At 65.4% G+C, this 16,488-nt stretch carries 18 protein-coding genes and 1 pseudogene; 7 read left to right on the forward strand and 12 right to left on the reverse strand.

What is annotated here, in order from left to right; all coding sequences use genetic code 11:
* Positions 1-20: 20 nt before the first annotated feature.
* The gene (locus RFA01S_RS10070) at positions 21-395 is read right to left on the reverse strand and encodes a YccF domain-containing protein (protein WP_027495895.1); all 375 of its coding nucleotides are present in this window, start codon (positions 393-395) and stop codon (positions 21-23) included.
* 3 nt (positions 396-398) lie between these two features.
* Positions 399-617: a hypothetical protein gene (locus tag RFA01S_RS10075; RefSeq protein ID WP_027495896.1), complete on the reverse strand. Its 219-nt coding sequence runs from the start codon at positions 615-617 to the stop codon at positions 399-401.
* A gap of 190 nt (positions 618-807) precedes the next feature.
* Between RFA01S_RS10075 and RFA01S_RS10080 the strand changes: the two genes are divergently transcribed.
* The gene (locus RFA01S_RS10080) at positions 808-1,224 is read left to right on the forward strand and encodes a cold-shock protein (RefSeq protein WP_167327283.1); all 417 of its coding nucleotides are present in this window, start codon (positions 808-810) and stop codon (positions 1,222-1,224) included.
* 3 nt (positions 1,225-1,227) lie between these two features.
* Here the strand turns inward: RFA01S_RS10080 and RFA01S_RS10085 are convergent, their stop codons facing one another.
* The 3 genes from RFA01S_RS10085 to RFA01S_RS10095 all read right to left on the reverse strand — a co-directional run bounded on the left by RFA01S_RS10085 (position 1,228) and on the right by RFA01S_RS10095 (position 4,344).
* Entirely contained in the window at positions 1,228-1,740 is a 513-nt protein-coding gene (locus tag RFA01S_RS10085) for a DUF2771 domain-containing protein (RefSeq protein WP_032381659.1), read from the reverse strand.
* On the reverse strand, positions 1,737-3,428 hold the full coding sequence (locus tag RFA01S_RS10090) for an MFS transporter (RefSeq protein ID WP_371829096.1): 1,692 nt from the start codon (positions 3,426-3,428) through the stop codon (positions 1,737-1,739). The genes RFA01S_RS10085 and RFA01S_RS10090 overlap by 4 nt, the downstream gene beginning before the upstream one ends.
* Positions 3,429-3,495: 67 nt before the next feature.
* A complete protein-coding gene (locus RFA01S_RS10095) occupies positions 3,496-4,344 on the reverse strand; it encodes a glutaminyl-peptide cyclotransferase (protein ID WP_032407639.1) in 849 nt (282 codons plus the stop codon).
* A 41-nt stretch (positions 4,345-4,385) separates the two neighbouring features.
* On the opposite strand from RFA01S_RS10095, the pseudogene RFA01S_RS10100 reads away from it, so the two are divergent.
* From RFA01S_RS10100 to RFA01S_RS10110, 3 genes and pseudogenes are all read left to right on the forward strand, one after another.
* A pseudogene (locus RFA01S_RS10100) lies at positions 4,386-5,226 on the forward strand (DUF3027 domain-containing protein); the annotation flags it as partial.
* 307 nt (positions 5,227-5,533) lie between these two features.
* Positions 5,534-8,260 (forward strand): sacsin N-terminal ATP-binding-like domain-containing protein, encoded by a 2,727-nt coding sequence (locus tag RFA01S_RS10105; protein WP_032388589.1) that lies wholly within the window; start codon positions 5,534-5,536, stop codon positions 8,258-8,260.
* A complete protein-coding gene (locus RFA01S_RS10110) occupies positions 8,250-8,801 on the forward strand; it encodes a phosphatase PAP2 family protein (RefSeq protein ID WP_230597324.1) in 552 nt (183 codons plus the stop codon). Before RFA01S_RS10105 ends, RFA01S_RS10110 begins: the two co-directional genes overlap by 11 nt.
* On the opposite strand, the gene RFA01S_RS27720 is transcribed toward RFA01S_RS10110, so the two are convergent.
* Both RFA01S_RS27720 and RFA01S_RS10115 read right to left on the reverse strand, forming a co-directional pair.
* Entirely contained in the window at positions 8,770-8,913 is a 144-nt protein-coding gene (locus RFA01S_RS27720) for a hypothetical protein (protein ID WP_167327272.1), read from the reverse strand. The genes RFA01S_RS10110 and RFA01S_RS27720 overlap by 32 nt on opposite strands.
* 141 nt (positions 8,914-9,054) lie before the next feature.
* On the reverse strand, positions 9,055-9,294 hold the full coding sequence (locus RFA01S_RS10115) for a DUF2530 domain-containing protein (RefSeq protein ID WP_032388590.1): 240 nt from the start codon (positions 9,292-9,294) through the stop codon (positions 9,055-9,057).
* A gap of 59 nt (positions 9,295-9,353) precedes the next feature.
* Here RFA01S_RS10115 and RFA01S_RS10120 point away from each other — a divergent pair, with 59 nt between their 5' ends.
* Genes RFA01S_RS10120 through RFA01S_RS10130 form a run of 3 tightly spaced genes read left to right on the forward strand, consistent with a single transcriptional unit; the run spans position 9,354 to position 12,615 of the window.
* Positions 9,354-10,805: an NCS2 family permease gene (locus tag RFA01S_RS10120; protein ID WP_027495904.1), complete on the forward strand. Its 1,452-nt coding sequence runs from the start codon at positions 9,354-9,356 to the stop codon at positions 10,803-10,805.
* 52 nt (positions 10,806-10,857) lie between these two features.
* On the forward strand, positions 10,858-11,286 hold the full coding sequence (locus RFA01S_RS10125) for an Rv0880 family HTH-type transcriptional regulator (protein WP_027495905.1): 429 nt from the start codon (positions 10,858-10,860) through the stop codon (positions 11,284-11,286).
* 57 nt (positions 11,287-11,343) lie between these two features.
* Positions 11,344-12,615, forward strand: coding sequence for an MFS transporter (locus tag RFA01S_RS10130; protein WP_032407638.1), 1,272 nt, complete (start codon positions 11,344-11,346; stop codon positions 12,613-12,615).
* 6 nt (positions 12,616-12,621) lie between these two features.
* Here the strand turns inward: RFA01S_RS10130 and RFA01S_RS10135 are convergent, their stop codons facing one another.
* Genes RFA01S_RS10135 through RFA01S_RS10155 form a run of 5 tightly spaced genes read right to left on the reverse strand, consistent with a single transcriptional unit; the run spans position 12,622 to position 16,343 of the window.
* Positions 12,622-13,227, reverse strand: coding sequence for a response regulator transcription factor (locus RFA01S_RS10135; RefSeq protein ID WP_027495906.1), 606 nt, complete (start codon positions 13,225-13,227; stop codon positions 12,622-12,624).
* A complete protein-coding gene (locus RFA01S_RS10140; protein ID WP_052060769.1) occupies positions 13,224-14,360 on the reverse strand; it encodes a sensor histidine kinase in 1,137 nt (378 codons plus the stop codon). The genes RFA01S_RS10135 and RFA01S_RS10140 overlap by 4 nt, the downstream gene beginning before the upstream one ends.
* 38 nt (positions 14,361-14,398) lie before the next feature.
* Positions 14,399-15,172 (reverse strand): ABC transporter permease, encoded by a 774-nt coding sequence (locus RFA01S_RS10145; RefSeq protein WP_032407637.1) that lies wholly within the window; start codon positions 15,170-15,172, stop codon positions 14,399-14,401.
* Positions 15,169-16,119 carry an ABC transporter ATP-binding protein gene (locus tag RFA01S_RS10150; protein WP_032407636.1) on the reverse strand — a complete coding sequence of 317 codons (951 nt, stop codon included), beginning with the start codon at positions 16,117-16,119 and terminating at the stop codon, positions 15,169-15,171. Before RFA01S_RS10150 ends, RFA01S_RS10145 begins: the two co-directional genes overlap by 4 nt.
* Entirely contained in the window at positions 16,116-16,343 is a 228-nt protein-coding gene (locus tag RFA01S_RS10155; protein WP_174557234.1) for a hypothetical protein, read from the reverse strand. The genes RFA01S_RS10150 and RFA01S_RS10155 overlap by 4 nt, the downstream gene beginning before the upstream one ends.
* Positions 16,344-16,488: the final 145 nt, after the last annotated feature.

Genomic DNA, 16,488 nt, shown 5'->3' on the forward strand with positions numbered 1-16,488 from the left:
ACCGAGGGGGCCTCGAAAGGTCACCGAACCGCAACGATGTCTTTTCCCAGCGGCATCAGCGAGACCGGAATCAACTTGAGGTTCGCGATCGCGAGCGGAATACCGATGATCGTGATGGCCATCGCGATCGCCGTGACGACGTGTGTCAGCGCCAGCCACCACCCGGCGAGGACGAGCCAGAGCACGTTGCCCACGAGGGCACCCGAACCCGCGCCGGGCTTGTCGACGATCGTCGATCCGAACGGCCACAGGGCGTAGACGCCGATGCGGAACGACGCGATCCCGAACGGAATGGTCACGATCAGGATGCACAGCAGGAGTCCCGCGAAGAAGTAGCCGAGTGCGAGCCACAGTCCACCGAACACGAGCCAGATGACGTTCAGGAGCAGTCGCATGATCTATCGCGCCCGTCGGCCGGAGAGCAGCGCGTACACCAGAGCGAGCACGAATCCGGCGGGTGCCGAGAACATCGCCGTCAGGTATAGGCCCAGTGGCGGCTTGGCGTCGGAGAAGACCGGGAAGAACAGGATCGCGACGATGGCAACGAGGCCGATCGCGAACAGCACCAGCGCGATGCGCAGCAGTGCAGTACTTCGCTTGCGAGTAGATGAGTCCACACCACCACGGTAGTGCGCGGCGGTGCGTCGTGCGAAAAACCGGAATGCCCTATTCGGGGCCTGCGCGCTAGACTGGCGTATTCGCGTCCTGCGTTTTCGTGGGGCGCGAAACTTGTGCACACCGCAGGGTCCCGACATCGGGCGTGCGGATACGAAACCAACGACAGCAACAGATGAACGGGTGAGCTCAGTGCCGACCGGCAAGGTGAAGTGGTACGACGTCGACAAGGGATTCGGATTCCTCTCGCAGGAGGAAGGCGAGGACGTGTATGTGCGTTCGTCAGCGCTGCCCGAAGGCGTCGACGGCCTCAAAGCCGGCCAGCGCGTCGAATTCGGCATGGCCGCGGGTCGTCGTGGCCCGCAGGCACTGAGCCTGAAGGTTCTCGAGCCTGCCCCTTCGATTCGCCAGAACAGCGGCAGCACCCGCCGCGAGCCCGTCGAGCGCAAGCACACACCCGACGAACTGCACGGCATGGTCGAGGACATGATCACGCTGCTCGAAGCGACGGTGCAGCCGGAACTCCGCAAAGGCAAGTACCCGGACCGCAAGATCGCTCAGCGCATCTCCGAGGTGGTGCGCGCAGTCGCTCGCGAGCTCGACAGCTGATCGTTACGGACGCGTGCCGATGGACCAGATCGCGTGGCTGACGAAGCTCTCGGTATTGGTGTCGGTGTCGATGATTCCCGTGGGTAGCCGAACCTCGATTCCGAGCAAGGTTCGGCCGCCGTCGTCCGTCGTCGGGACGGTGACGCTCAGCCGGGTTCCCGGCTGATTGAACTGGCTGCTCTCCACGACCGCCCCGCTGTCGTCGCCGTAGACCAGCGCCAGTTCCCACGGCGCGGAGTAGACGGCCTCGGGCATCGACAACTGCACCGTCGGGGCAGAACCCACCTGGATCTCGGCAGTCTCGCCAACGTTGGTGCACAGCGGGTCGCTCACGGCGCAGTACAGGTACGGCTCGACTTGTACGGCTCGACCGTTGGAGTACGCCGTGACGACCGGTTCCTTGTCGGGAGCATTGCCGATCAGGACGGCGAGTACACCGACGAACGCGACGGCGATCACGAACAAGCCGGCGGCGATCAGCGACGCGATCTTCTTGGTGCGGGGAGCCAGGTTCACTTGGTCACGTTTTCGCCGTAGGAGCTGTCGGATACTTCTTGTTCGACATGGTCGGGCCGGTTGCCACCGAACCCGGGTAGCAATGATCGACCGCGGTACGTCAGGAAAGTCTGCACGAGGCCGATCGTAAGCAACACCGACACGACCGTGAAACCGAGCCAGTACTCGGTGGGAAGCAACACCCCGAGCGTTCCGCCGAGAACCCAGCACAGCTGCATGACGGTTTCCGAGCGGCCGAATCCGGATGCAATGGACTCCGGAGGCAGGTCGGACTGCAGAGATGCGTCGAGCGAGACCTTGGCCAGTGCGCTCGCGCTCGACGCGACCAGGGCGGCCACGGCGGCAGTGAGCAAACTGTCCGTGACGGCTGCGACGACGGCGACGACCGTCACCGCGACCGTGCACCGCAGGACGACCACCGATGGTCGGCCGAGCTTGATCCTGGCACCGAGTGCGTTTCCGGCGAAGTTGCCGAGACCGGCGGCGGCTCCGACCAGTCCGAGCATCGCGGCCTGCTGCAGCGGCTCGTGTTCGGTGCGGGATTTTGCGACGAACGCGATATACAGCGTGAGGAAGCCGGTGAGAATTCTGATCGTGCCGTTGCCCCAGAGTCCGACGATCACCGCACGGCCCAGTGGCTGCCTGCGGTTCTTGGCGGCGGTGGCAGGCGGCGGGGTGCGCCTCAGCTTCTCGGTCGGGGCACCGCTGCCGGGGTAATCGCTGCCGTGATGCTGGTCGGCGTGATAGCCGAGGGTGGCCGGAACCTCGCCCTCGGTCACTTCCACCCAGGACGGGATGCGCATGCTCAGGTATGCGCCGAGCACGGTGATCGCGGCGACGAACCACAGTGCGCCGGGCGAATCGGCGACGAAGGCGATACCGCCGGCGACAGCCCCTGCGGCGATGGTGCCCCCGAGCAGTCCGAAGACGGTGAGCCTCGAGTTGACGCGGACGAGGTCGATCTCCGGTGGCAGTACCCGCGGCGTCACCGCGCTCTTGAGTACCGCAAACGATTTGCTCAGGACGAGCATGCCCAGTGCCGCTGGATAGAGCACCCAACTGTCGAAGTTGAACACCAACACCACCGCCAGCACGGTACGCAGGCCGAACGAGGTGGCCAGCGCGATGCGTCGGCCGTGCTGCAACCGGTCGAGCAACGGGCCGATCAGCGGCGCGATCAGCGCGAACGGAGCGATGGTGATCACCAGGTACAGCGCAACCTTCGTCTTGTCCTCACCGGTCGCCGCGGAGAAGAACAGCGTGTTGGCCAGTGCAATCGCCAGGGCAGCGTCGGATGCGAAGTTCGCCATCGTCGCGTAGGTCAGCGCGGTCAGCCCGGACTTGTCCGCCCCATCGGCTTTCGCAGCCCGCTGGAACGACGCGATTCCTTTGCCGGTCAGCTCGCGCCCACGCATCGCCGCGACACGGGTGACGGTGAGCTTCTTGGGCATCGGTGGTGGCTTACGCCCGCCGGATCGGCCACGCGCCGCAGTGATCTGCTGCGTGCGCGCCGGGTGCAGCGGCGGCAACGGTTGGCGGCGGCTCGGAATGTGGACGCCGGCACCGGATTGGACAGCACGGGGGTCGGCCGGTGGATAGTTGACGAAACCGGGATGCTCCGAGCTCTGTTCGTCAGCAGTGGAGTGACCGGTTTCGTTGCCAGGAGCGGAGCCTGCGGAGTGACCTATTTCGGTGCCAGCGCCCGAGTTTTCCGCACCTGGCGTGGGGTGGGGGAGTCGCGGATCGGTCACGTGATCAATTCTGTCCTACGGCCGCGGGATCGGTGAATCGCACCTCGAAGATCTTGGGCCAGAATTTGCCGGTCACGAGGAATCTGTCGGTCCCGGGGATCTGGGCGATGCCGTTGAAGACGTCGGCTCCGTTTCGCTCGGTGGCCGACATCGAATCCCACATCGGCTTGCCGTCGACGACGGCGGTGACGCGGCCGGTGGTGGGGTCGATGCGCATGATGTCGAAGGTCTGCCAGACGTTGGCGTAGATCGAGCCGTCCTCGGCGCATTCGAGTTCGTTGAGCCGTTCCACCGGATTGCCGTCGAGTGTGACGTCGACGGTGTTCACGGCGTCGAAGGATGTGGGGTCACGGAAGGTCAGGGTGGACGTGCCGTCGCTCATGACGAGCCGGTTGTCCGGCGTTCCTTCACCCTGCGTGCACAGCCCCCATCCTTCGCCGTCGTAGTTCACCCGGCGCTGTTCGGCCAGGGTGTCTCGGTCGCGGGCGATGGCGACTCCGTCTTGCCAGGTGATCTGCCACAGGGTGTTGCCGTCGACGGTGATGCCCTCGCCGAACAGGTCGGACGGCAGATCGACCCGCTCCAGCTCGGTCATGTTCTCGAGCGACGTGCGGCGGACGAAGGAGGAGCCCTCCAGGCCGGTGCCCTCGTAGAGCACATCACCGTCGATCTCGAACCCCTGAGTGAAGGCGTCGTCGGCGCGATCGTAGGAACGCAGAACCTCGGCACCCAGCGTGGGTACCGAGTCCGACGTGATGGGGGCCGAGTCGCCTGGACCCGACGTCGACGAGCAGGCGGTGACGGTCAACAGGGACGTCACGAGTGCAGCGAAGGTGCGAGCGCGGACGGTCATTGCATCCATGATGGCAGCCCGAACTGGGCGTCACCGAGTTGATGCGGCAAACTGAATGTGTGAGTGTCGTATCTTCTCCAGAGCTCGGATCCATCCGCCCCGTCTTGGCCGATGCCGTGGACCTCGCGCGGCAGGCTCTGCTCGAGCTGGGAGAGGGCGGTGTCGGCGAGTACCTCGGCGTGACCGTGGAGGACGACAGTGCTGCCACCCACCGCTTCGCCAGCGATCTGGACGGCTATCGCGGATGGCAGTGGGCCGTTGTCGTCGCTGCTCCCGACGACGCCGAACACGCCACCGTCAGCGAACTCGTGCTGCTACCCGGTCCCGATGCTCTCGTGGCACCGTCCTGGGTGCCCTGGGACGAGCGCATCCGACCCGGTGATCTCGGGCCGGGCGATCTGCTCTCTCCACGAAGAGACGACCCGCGACTGGTGCCGGGATACGTCGCGTCCGGTGACCCGGCCATCGACGAGGTGGCCGGCGAGATCGGGCTCGGCCGCACTCAGGTCACCAGCCTCGAAGGACGGCTCGATGCTGCCGAACGATGGCACGACGGCGACTTCGGCCCGGACAGCGAGATGGCCAAGGCCGCGCCGTCCACGTGCGGACTCTGCGGTTTCTACCTACCCCTCGCGGGATCGCTCTCCGCAGCGTTCGGAGTGTGCGGCAACGAGTTCGCCGCAGACGGTCATGTGGTGCACGTCGAATACGGTTGCGGCGCGCACTCCGATACCGAGCTGCCCACCGGAGCGGGCTCGCCGCAGTTCGAGCCGTACGACGACGCAGCACTCGACGTCACTCCGTCGCCGACCGGTGCCGCACAGTCGAACGAGCCTACCGCGAACGACGCTGTTGCAGAAGATGATTCGGAGGCGACCGTCTCGTCGGCCGAGACGGTAGCGGTGACGGAGTCCAAGGCACCCCAGCCCGACACGGCAGCACCTGAATCGGCAGCACCCGAGTCGGCAGACTCCGCACCGGCAGAGCCAGAGGTGGTCGAGACCGGACACGATGCAGCTGATGCAGCGCCTTCCATTCATGCAGCCCCTTCCACTGGCGACGCCTCGTCGACTGATGACGCGTCTCCCGCAGTCGATGCCGAGACGACCCATGTCGGTTCCGATGTCGAGCTCGACGCCGATTCCAGTGTCGACGGTGTTGTGCAGCAGGAGGATTCGGCATCGCCGAGCTGATCGATCCTTTCGGTACCGGGTCGCTTCGCGAGTCGATTCTCGCGTCCTGGGGTTCCTCGCCCACGCGGCTGCGGGAAGATTCGGCATCCGAGGCAGATCTGGTGCGCGGGGGATACCGCGATCGTTTGTTGACCGAGTTGGCACAGAACGCGGCTGATGCTGCGCAGCGAGCCGGCGTCCCGGGTCGGCTCTCGGTGTGGACCGACGAGGCGGGTGCACTGCATGTCGCCAACACCGGTGCCGCGCTGGATGTGTCGGGTGTACACGCTCTCACCGCGCTGCGGGCGTCGGCGAAGGCTGCAGCCGACCCGGGTGTCGGGCAGTTCGGGGTCGGGTTCACCGCGGTGCGATCGGTATCCGACGAGATCGAGGTCCGCTCGCGTGGTGGCGGGGTGATCTTCAGCGCCGAGCGCACTCTGAGCGCGTTGCGCGAGCGGGACATGACCGTGCCGGAGTCGGGTGTGCCGGTGCTTCGGTTGGCGTGGCCTACTTCCACACCGCCCGCTGCCGGGTTCGATACCGAGATCGTGTTGACGCCGCGACCCGACGTGCAAGCGGAATCCCTTGCCGGGGGGTTCCTCGACGAGGCCGTCGACTTGTTGCTCGAGCTCCGCGCATTGGATTCCATCGAGATCGACGGTGTCGTCGTCGACTGTGTGAGAACGGAACTCGACGATGCACGCGTCGAGATCGCCATCGGTTCGCGAACGTGGCTGCAGTACACCACCTCGGCTGCGCGGTGGATCGTTCCGATGGTCGACGGTCTACCCGTTCCCGCAGCGCCGGATGTGTTGCGGGCCCCGACGCGGTCGGACGAGCTGTTGTCGTTACCCGCGTTGGTCGTTGCCGATGTACCCATGCAGCCGGATCGTCGACGGGTGTTGCCCGGCGTCTCTGTCGCCGAGGTGGCCCACGGTTACCCCGATTTCGTGGCGTCGTTGCCTGCGTCCGCGCGAGTGTCGTTCGTACCCGAGGTCGGCTTCGCGCGCAGTGCCATCGACGGTGAGCTACGTGAGCTGATCTTTCGCCGATTGTCCACCGCACCATGGCTTCCCGCTGCCGATGGGCCCGATCTCGTACCCGAACGTGCGCATGTTCTTGCCGATGCCACCGAGGAACTCGCCGCGGTGTTGCTCGATGTGGTCCCGAATCTGGTGGACGCCGCTCTGTCGGGCGCGCGGCACGCGTCGGCGTTGTCGGCGGTGGGAGTGCACCGCATCGGGTTGGCGCGGTTGGCCGAGATGCTCGGCGGGCAGGCCCGTGAGCCGGCCTGGTGGCGGCGACTGTACGACGCGTTGACTCCACTCGTCGTCGACGGGTTGGCAGCGGAAGAACTCGCTGCGCTGCCGGTTCCGCTTGCCGACGGTCGTACGGTCACCGGTCCACGGACTACCGTCGTCGGGTCGGACGCGTCGGCCGAGGTGACGTGGGTACGCCTGGTGCATCCGGATGCGGTGAGTCCGTTGTTGATTCGGCTGGGTGCGCGGGAGGCCACTGCGGCCGAGCTGTTGTCGGATCCCGCCCTCGAAGCGGCCCTCGACGATCTCGATTGGGACGGCGACGAGGTGGATGGCCTGGTGTCGGCAGTGCTGGCGCTGGCGGGGGAGGCGGGAGCGCTTCCGGGGTGGCTCGGGAGTCTGCCACTCGAAGACGACGAGGGCGAATTGCGCAGTGCGGACGAACTGTTGCTGCCCGGTGCACCGTTGGCGAGGCTGTTGGTTCGAGATTCGCCGTTCGGTGTTCTGTCGGCGGCCTCGGTGGCCAGGTTCGGTGAGCGGGCCCTGCGCGCGGTGGGCGTCGGCTGGGGGTTCTCGGTGGTGCGCGACGAGTGTCCGACGGGGCCGGATCACGACCTGGACGACGAGCCCGCCTGGTGGTCGAGTCTGGCCACGGAGCCGGAAACCCTTGTTGCGGTTCGTGATCTCGACCTGGTCCGGTCGGATGCCTGGGCCGAAGCTCTGACGATTCTGCTCGACGAACCGAGTACCCGTGCAGCCTTGACCGACCGGGACGGCTACTCGGCATGGTGGCTGCGACGTCATGCGCTGATCGACAACCGCTCGCCGATCACGTTCCGGGCGCCGTCGGACGAGACGTTCGCCGGTCTGCTCGATCCGTTGGATCATCCGCGCGCCGACGAACTGCACGCGGTGCTCGCCGCGTCGACCTGTGAGAGCGTCGAGAGCGCGCGGGTGTTGTTGCGTGCACTCGAGGACCCGCAGCGAGATCCGACGGCGGCGGTGATCGCGCGCACGCACACGCTGATCGCGAGTGCCGTCCTGGATCGACGCATCGACGTGGCGGATCTCGATCCACCGGATCGCGTGCGCACTCTCGGCGGCACCGTGGCCGATGCGTCGGACGGGTTGGTCGTCGATGCGCCATGGCTGGCACCGGTCGTGCCACCGGAGGTGGCGGTGCTCTCGGACATGACCACGGCAGCCGCGTTGGCCGATGTCCTCGACATCAGGCGGGCGTCGGAGGCCATCACCGGCGAGGTTCGCGGAGTCGGACGCGTCAGCTCGTGGGATCGAGAGCCCGGGGCCGTGCTGGCCTGTGCGGTGCTGGGTCTACCGCTGCCGACAGGTTCGGTGGTGGTGCAACGCGAACTCGTGGTGCGGTTGTCGGGGGCTGTCAGCGGTGACCGCGCTGTGCCGTGGTGGGTGACCGCAGACGGAACAGTGCATTGTGTGGAAAGTTGGGAGCGACCTCGTGGGGCCTGATCATGCCGTGCTGGAGTGGATGGTCGAGCATCGAGTCGGGTGGGTCACGACGATGTTCTGGATCATCACCACGGTGGGGAACACGTTCATGATGTTCGTGTTGTCCGCGGGGGCGTGGGGCGCGTTGCTGACGTCCAAGAGGACTGTCGACGCGTGGATGGTCGCGGGTGCGATGCTCACCGGGTGGGGGCTGATGAATGCGCTGAAGTTCGCGTTCGCGCGGGAGCGTCCACCGATTCCTGAACGCCTGGTGGAGATTTCGAGCCATTCGTTTCCGTCCGGCCACGCGACGATGTCGATGTTGCTTGCCACGGTGGCGATCGCGGTGATGCTGCGATCGTCCACTCCGTGGCTGCATCGGCCGGTGCTACTGACGTTGCCTGTGGTCGCGGCCCTGCTGATCGGATTCTCTCGGATCTATCTGGGTGCGCACTGGACGACGGACGTGCTGGCCGGCTGGGTGTTCGGTGCCCTGTGGGGGCTGGGTTGGATCTACGCCGAAAAAGCGATCAGCGCGAGAAATCCGAGCGCTGCGCGATAACGAGGAGCTCGTCACGCATGGCCGGGCTGGAGACAGCGTTGGCGCGTGCGTAGAGGGCGCGGAGCGAGCGGACGTGGTTGCGGCGGTTGCGGTACTGAGCGACGAACTTCATGGCCTGTGCTTTCGTGGATCAAAGGTTATCGAAACTGACATAACCTATGCTCCACGTTAACTCTGTGTTACTCAACCGGCTGAGGGGTTAGTTTGCGCACGTCAGAAGGGTTTTCGTGATCGGGCTAACGTGATCCTGATCTCAATCGAGGCCGCGTTGGGCGGTTCTGCTGCCGCGTCGTGACGCGGCTCTCTGCACCAGGAACAGAGCGAACCCGACAGCGCCAACCGCGATGCCGGACCAACACGTCGCCACCGCGTCGTCGCTGCGGTCGCCGGTGGCGGTGAACACGACCAGCGCAACGATCCAACCGAGGATGCCGATCGTCAACACCGGCACCGGATCGGTGAGGCGGGGCGGGATCTGCGGGACGTCGGCCACGAATTCACGCTACGCCACCATATTTCGCCAACCCTCGCGGTGTGCTTTATCTTTCACTCATGCCTATGTCGTCGCGATTACTCGACAACTACTTCAAGATCACCGAGCGCGGCTCGACTGTGGGTTCCGAGGTTCGCGGCGGTGTCGTCACTTTCGTGGCGATGGCCTACATCGTCGTGCTCAACCCGCTGATCCTCGGTAGCTTCTCCGCCGACGACGCAGCTGCCAAGACCGACGTGCTCGGCAACATCCTGCCCGTCGCCCAGGTTGCCGCCGTGACGGCACTGGTCGCCGGGTTCATGAGCATCGCGTTCGGCATCATCGCGAACTACCCCTTCGGTATCGCGGCCGGCCTCGGCATCAACACTCTCTTGGCCGTCACCATCGCTCCTCAGGTCAGTTGGCCCGAGGCCATGGGCCTGGTCGTCATCGACGGCATCATCATCGTTCTGTTGGCCGTCACCGGCTTCCGGACGGCGGTGTTCAACGCGATTCCGCCCGAACTGAAGGCCGCGATCGCCGCAGGCATCGGTGCCTTCATCGCGTTCATCGGCCTGGTCGATTCCGGCTTCGTACGCCGCATCCCCGACGCCGCAGGCACGACGGTTCCCGTCGGCCTCGGCATCGACGGGTCCATCGCGTCGTGGCCGACGGTGATCTTCGTGTTCGGGTTGTTGCTGATGGGTGTGCTCGTGGTGCGCAAGGTCCGCGGCGGTCTGCTGATCGGCATCGTGGTCACGACGGTGTTGGCGGCCATCATCGAGGCGGTCACCGACGTGGGGCCGTCGAACGGCGTCGACCCCAAGGGCTGGAACCTGTCCGTGCCGCAGCTGCCCAGCGTTCTCGTACAGTCGCCGGACCTGTCGCTGGTGGGCAACGTCGACCTGTTCGGTGCGTTCACCCGCATCGGTGTGCTGGCCGCGAGTCTGTTGGTGTTCACGCTCGTCCTCGCGAACTTCTTCGACGCGATGGGAACGATGACGGGTCTGGGTAAAGAAGCGAATCTCGACAAGGACGGCACGCTGCCCAACATCGGCAAGGCGTTGGTCGTCGAAGGTGCCGGAGCCATTGCGGGCGGCGGCGCGTCCGCATCGTCGAACACGGTGTTCGTCGAGTCGGCCTCGGGAATCGCGGAAGGCGCACGCACCGGACTGGCCAACGTCGTCACCGGCCTGCTGTTCCTGCTGGCGATGTTCTTCACCCCGCTCACGGCTGTCGTGCCCATCGAGGCGGCTGCTCCGGCGCTGGTGGTGGTGGGTGCCCTGATGATCGGTCAGGTTCTCCACATCGACTTCAAGCGCTTCGATTACGCGCTGCCGGCCTTCCTCACCATCCTGGTGATGCCGTTCACTTACTCCATCGCGAACGGTATCGGCGTCGGTTTCATCACGTGGGTCGTGCTCGCCGTCGGTTCGGGCCGAGCGAAGACGGTACATCCCCTGTTATGGGTCGTCGCGTTGCTGTTCGTGGCGTTCTTCGCAGTCGGTCCCATCACGGATGCGGTTACCTGATGCTGGGTCGGTACCAGGGCGTATTCTCTGCGCTGTGACGTCGGGAAACAGTGTGAAAGACAATCGGGAATTGGCAAGCGACCTGTCGCTTGCGGTGGTGAGGTTGACTCGCCACCTTCGAGGTAGGCGAGTGGACTCGCAAGTGTCGCTCACTCAGCTGTCGGCTCTGGCCACGCTGAGTAGGGAGGGCGACATGACGCCTGGCGCGTTGGCGGCTCGGGAGCGGGTTCAACCCCCGTCGATGACGCGGGTGATCGCGTCGTTGGCCGAGCTGGGTCTGGTGGAGCGCACGCCGCATCCCACCGATGGCCGTCAGGTGATCGTGTCGTTGTCGGCGGCCGGCAAGGAACTGATCGCGGACGAGGCGAGTGCTCGCGAGGCGTGGATGACCGCACAGCTGGCAGGCCTCGGACCCGAGCAGCTCGCGACGCTGCGAGATGCGGTGAGCATCATCAGCGCATTGGTCAGCGACTCCGAGTAGTTACCTAGGTTTATTATTTGACCTGTGGCTCCAGTTTCACGTACGTCCGGCGCGACGATGTTCGCTGCTCTGAAGACTCGCAACTACCGATTGTGGGCGTCGGGGCAGATCGTCTCGCTGGTCGGAACGTGGATGCAGCGGGTGGCCCAGGACTGGCTCGTGCTGACGCTCTCCGGCGGCTACGGCTTTGCCGTCGGCATCGTCATGGCCCTGCAATTCGGGCCGACGCTGTTTCTGTCGGTGTGGGGCGGAGTACTCGCAGACCGGTACGACAAGCGCAAACTCCTCATGATCACCCAGGTGTTCGCCGCAGTCTGCGGTCTGGTGCTGGGTGTGCTCGATGTCGGCAACATGGTCGAGCTCTGGCACGTCTATGTCATCGCCTTCATCCTCGGCTGCTCGTCTGCCATCGACGCGCCGGTGCGGCAATCGTTCACGATCGAGATGGTGGGCAAGGAAACTCTGTCCAACGCGATCGCGTTGAACTCGATGACGTTCAACATGGCGCGGATCGTCGGGCCTGCGGTGTCGGGAGTGCTCATCACCCTCGTCGGTACCGGCTGGGTGTTCCTGATCAACGCGGTGTCGTTCGCCGCGGTGTTCGGTGCCCTCTTGGCGATGAACGTCGGTCAACTCTTCCGTGTCGAACCGGCACCGCGCGCCAAAGGGCAGGTACGGGAGGGCTTTCGCTACGTCTGGGGGCGGGGAGACCTACGAGTGTTGCTGGCGACGGTGTTCATGGTCTCGACGTTCGGTCTCAATTTTCCGCTGAGTCTGTCGGTGCTGGCGCGCAACACGTTCGGCAGCGGAGCCGACGCATACGGGTTGCTGTCGACCACCCTCGCGGTCGGCACGCTCGCGGGAGCGACCCTGGCGGCCCGGCGCGCCACCGCCCCTCGATTGCGGCTCTTCATCGGTGCGGTCATCGCGTTCGGTCTGTTCGAGTTACTCGTGGGATTGATGCCCAATTACGTTCTCGTGGCAGTGCTGTTGGTGCCCACCGGCGCATTGACGCTGACGTTCACGACGTCGGCGATGAACATTCTGCAGATGTCGGTGCCGTCCGACATGCGCGGCCGCGTGATGGGCATCTACATGCTGTGCTTCCTGGGCGGAACTCCGCTGGGCAGCCCGGTGCTCGGCTGGCTCGCCGACGCCCTCGATCCACGCGCACCGCTGTTGTTCGGCGGTGTCATCTCATTGGCGACGGGACTCTTCGCTGCCGTGTATCTGCTGCGGCACAACAACTTGCGGATCACCGTGGTACCGCCCGCCGACGGTCACCGGCTGCCCACCCTCGACACGGTGGCCGCAGCCGCCAAGGTCTGACGCTCCTCAGATCCACCCGTGGCGTCGGGCCAGTGCGCAGGCCTCGTGCCGGTTCGCCGCCCCGAGTTTTGCGGCCGCCGCAGACAGATAGTTGCGGGTGGTCCCGGGTGACAGATGCGCGCGCTGCGCGATCTCCGCGATCGATGCGCCGTCGGCGGCGAACTCGAGCACATCGGCTTCCCTCGGTGTGAGCGGTGAGTCCCCGGCCCCGATGGCTTCCGCGGCGAGCGTCGGGTCGACGTACCGCCCGCCGCCGTGCACGGTGCGCACCACCTCGGCCAGGGTGGCGGCCGAGGTGGTCTTGGGGAGGAACCCGCGCACGCCGGCCTCGAGCGCCTTCTTCAGGTAGCCCGGCCGACCGTGGCTGGTGACGATGATCGACGCGCAGGTGGGCAGTGTCTCGGCAATTTTCTGCGCCGTCTCGATGCCGTCGATCCCGCCCATCTGCAGGTCCAGCACTGCCACATCGGGTGCCAGGGCCGCGGCAACCGTCAGGGCCTTCTCGCCCGAATCGGCCTGTCCGACGATCTCGATGTCGTCCTCCAGATCCAGCATTGTCGCCAGCGCCGATCGAATCAGGTTCTCGTCGTCGGCCAGTAGAACTCGAATCATGGTGTGGTCCTCGGGTTCTGGGGCGATGTGGGCAACACTGCGATGAGGGTGAATTTCTCGGTTGTCTGTTCCGTGCGCAGTTCCCCTCCGACCGCGACCAAGCGTTCCCGCAGGCCGCTCAGACCCGTGCCGTCGTTGCGGCCGTTCGGCGCACCGGGGTGGTCGTTGGTCAGTCGAATACTGCTGTCGGTCAGTTCGATTCGACAATAGGTGGCCGCGGAGTGACGCAGTATGTTCGTCACGCCTTCACGAACCACCCAGGCGGCCGCCTCGGCCGCGCGCTCGGACAGTGCCGAGGTCTCGCCGGTGAGCTCGGTGGATATCCCGGCCGCCGACAGGAGCGAGCGGGCACCGTCGAGTTCGCCTGCGACATCCACCGATCGATAGCCGCGCACCAGCTTTCGGGCGTCGGTCATCGATTCCTGCGCCAACGCGCGCACCTCGTCCATCTGCGTCGCGGCGCGGTCGTCACCCCGACGGGCCAGCGTTGCGGCAAGTTCGCTCTTGACCGCGATGGCCGAGAGCGCTCGTCCGACGACGTCGTGCAGGTCTCGCGAGAACCTCAGGCGCTCCTCCGCTACCGACAGCGCAGCCGCGGCGTCGCGGGTGGCGTCGAGTTCGGTGACGATGCGCAGCAACCACGCCGACAGTTGCACGGTGAATGCCATGAAGGCGATGAAGACGCCGAGTATCAGAGTTTCCACTGCCGGTGTTCCCAGAGCCGCCGCAAGCGCAGCGGCGGCGACGGCCGCCACCAGAGACCAGCGCAATGGAATCCGGGTCGCAACTGCGGTGGTGACCAGTACGCCGGCCCACAGGGTGTTGCTCGTGGTCCCGCCGGCCACCAGGACCACAGCGGCGACGGCCAGGATCGCCAACGGGATTCGTGGGTCGGCCGTCGACTCGCCGCCGAGTGCGGGGGTGCGCTGCACGACCACGAAGGCGGCGGCGGAGCAGGCCGCGATCGCTGCCATCGAGAGATAGTCGTCGAACTGCAATGACGTCAGCATCCCTGCCACGGCAACAGCGACGGAGATCAGCAGAAACGACTGGCGGGTGTAGACGCGTACCTTGTCCACTGCACTGCTGTCGTTCCAGCCGTGCAGTGGATTGAGGTACTCGTACAGCTTCATGATCTCCAGCCTTGCAGATGGACGGGGAAGGGGGCGGTCTAGGACCGCGGTTCCCAGCGGAAGTGCGTCCGGGCGATCAGCAGGCTTCCGAGAATCCAGGCCAGCATCACCGCCAGAGGCATGGCGGCCTCGCCGAAGGTGCCGGCGAACCCGAACGACGCGTCGCCGGGAGTGGTGTTACCGAACCAGCCCAGATTCAGCAGGTCCGACACCGCGGCCATTGGGGTCAGGTCGATGACGTTCCTCAGTGAATCCGGGACGACGCCGCGCAGCGCGGACGAGCCGGCCAACGCGATCAGAATGACCGGCAGGCTGGTGATCTGTGCCGCTTCGGCGTTGCGGGTGAAGGTCGAGGTGATCAGTGCCAGTGCGGCGAACAGCCCGGCACCGCCGAGGAGGGCCACGGCGACGAGCAGCACGTTGACGGGAACTGGCCCACCGAAGGCGATCACCACAGCTCCGACGATCACACCGAGGGCGACGGTGAGGATCAGCGAGGGTATTGCCGGGCCGAGCAGAATCTGGACGTCCGAGCTCTCGCCGGTGCGAAGTCGCTTGAGCACCAACTCGTCTCGACGGGTGGCGTAGACCGAGAGCATGTTGTAGTAGACCACGAGCACCACCAGGAACAATGCGAAGATCTCCAACGCACTCGCGACGCCTGCGTCTTTCAGTCCGCCGTCACTCCGGCTGCCGATGATCAGCAGCGCGATAGGGAAGATCAACGGCATGACGATCGCGTTGAACAGAAGTACTCGGTTGCGTCCGAGCAGCGTGAATTCTGCTCGCGACAGGGCGGTCATCGTGCTCATGCGCTCATCACCTCGGTCTTTTCGATAGCTGGGTCGTTCACAGTGGAGTTGTCGAATTCGTCTGCGATGGAGAGGAACACGGTCTCCAGTGATGCCGCGCGGGCATCCAGACCGTGCAGAGTGACGCCATTGGTGCGGGCCCACACGAGCAGGTCGGTCAGCGTGTCCTGTACCGATGATGTCTGGATCGAGACGGTGTCACCCGAGACGTCGATCGACGTACCGGGCAGCGACGGCAATGCCGTGCCGGGGGCCTTCAACTCGATCTTCGCCGGGTGGTCGGCGACCACCTCGTCCACGGTGCCGCTGCGAACGACTCTGCCGCGGTGCATGATCGCGAGTCGATCGCACAGGGACTCGGCCTCGTCCAGGTAATGAGTCGTCAACATGATCGTCACGCCGGAGTCCTTCAGCTCCTGAATCAATCGCCATGTGTTGCGACGACTTTCGGGATCGAGCCCGGTGGTCGGCTCGTCCAGGAACAGGATGCGCGGACGGCTGATGATCGCGCAGGCGAGGTCCAGCCTGCGCTGCTCGCCGCCGGAGAGAAACTTCACCCGGGTATCGGCGCGATCGGCCAGGTCGACGCGTTCGAGCACGTCCGCCACCGGCAGTGGATCACTGCAGGTACCTGCCCACATCCGCAGGCTCTCGGCGGTTGTCAGATCCTGTGGCAGGCCGCCTTTCTGCAACATGATGCCCAGAGCCGGGCGCACCTTACGGCGATCGGCCACCGGATCCATTCCCATGATCCGGACGGTTCCCTTGCTGGGGCGCGAAAGACCCTGGATCACTTCGAGAGTGGAGGTCTTGCCGGCACCGTTGGTGCCCAACAATCCGAACAGCTCGCCCTCGGCGATATGCAGATCGAGGGCTTGGACGGCCTCGTACGCGTTCTTGCCCGAGCCGTAGCGGCGCGTCATTCCGTCGACGTCGATGATGCTCATGATTGCTTCTCCCAGTGCCGCAGTCCGATGACGAACCGGACGCCCATGAAGGCGACGATGACGCCGAGTGCGACGAACGCCGGAAGGGACGTGCCGACGATCGCGAACAACACGGCGACAATGGCCAAGCTGATGACGATGACGACGATCTCACGCGCCATCGTCGGAGCCGGCCCGATCTCCATCAGATCGGTGAACAGGTTTCCTTCGTCTGGTTGCTTCATGACTACGAGTCTGCTGCGCCCGAACCGCCGAAAACAGTGCAGCGCATCATGACCTGAAGTGACACCGTCACGGTCCAGCCATGACAAAAGTCATGGTCCTTTTCGCTCGGGTTTCTCCACCCGTTCTCCACCCGTGGGTCGATTC

The organism is Rhodococcoides fascians NBRC 12155 = LMG 3623, from assembly GCF_001894785.1.
In the GTDB taxonomy this organism is placed as follows: Bacteria; Actinomycetota; Actinomycetes; order Mycobacteriales; family Mycobacteriaceae; genus Rhodococcoides; species Rhodococcoides fascians.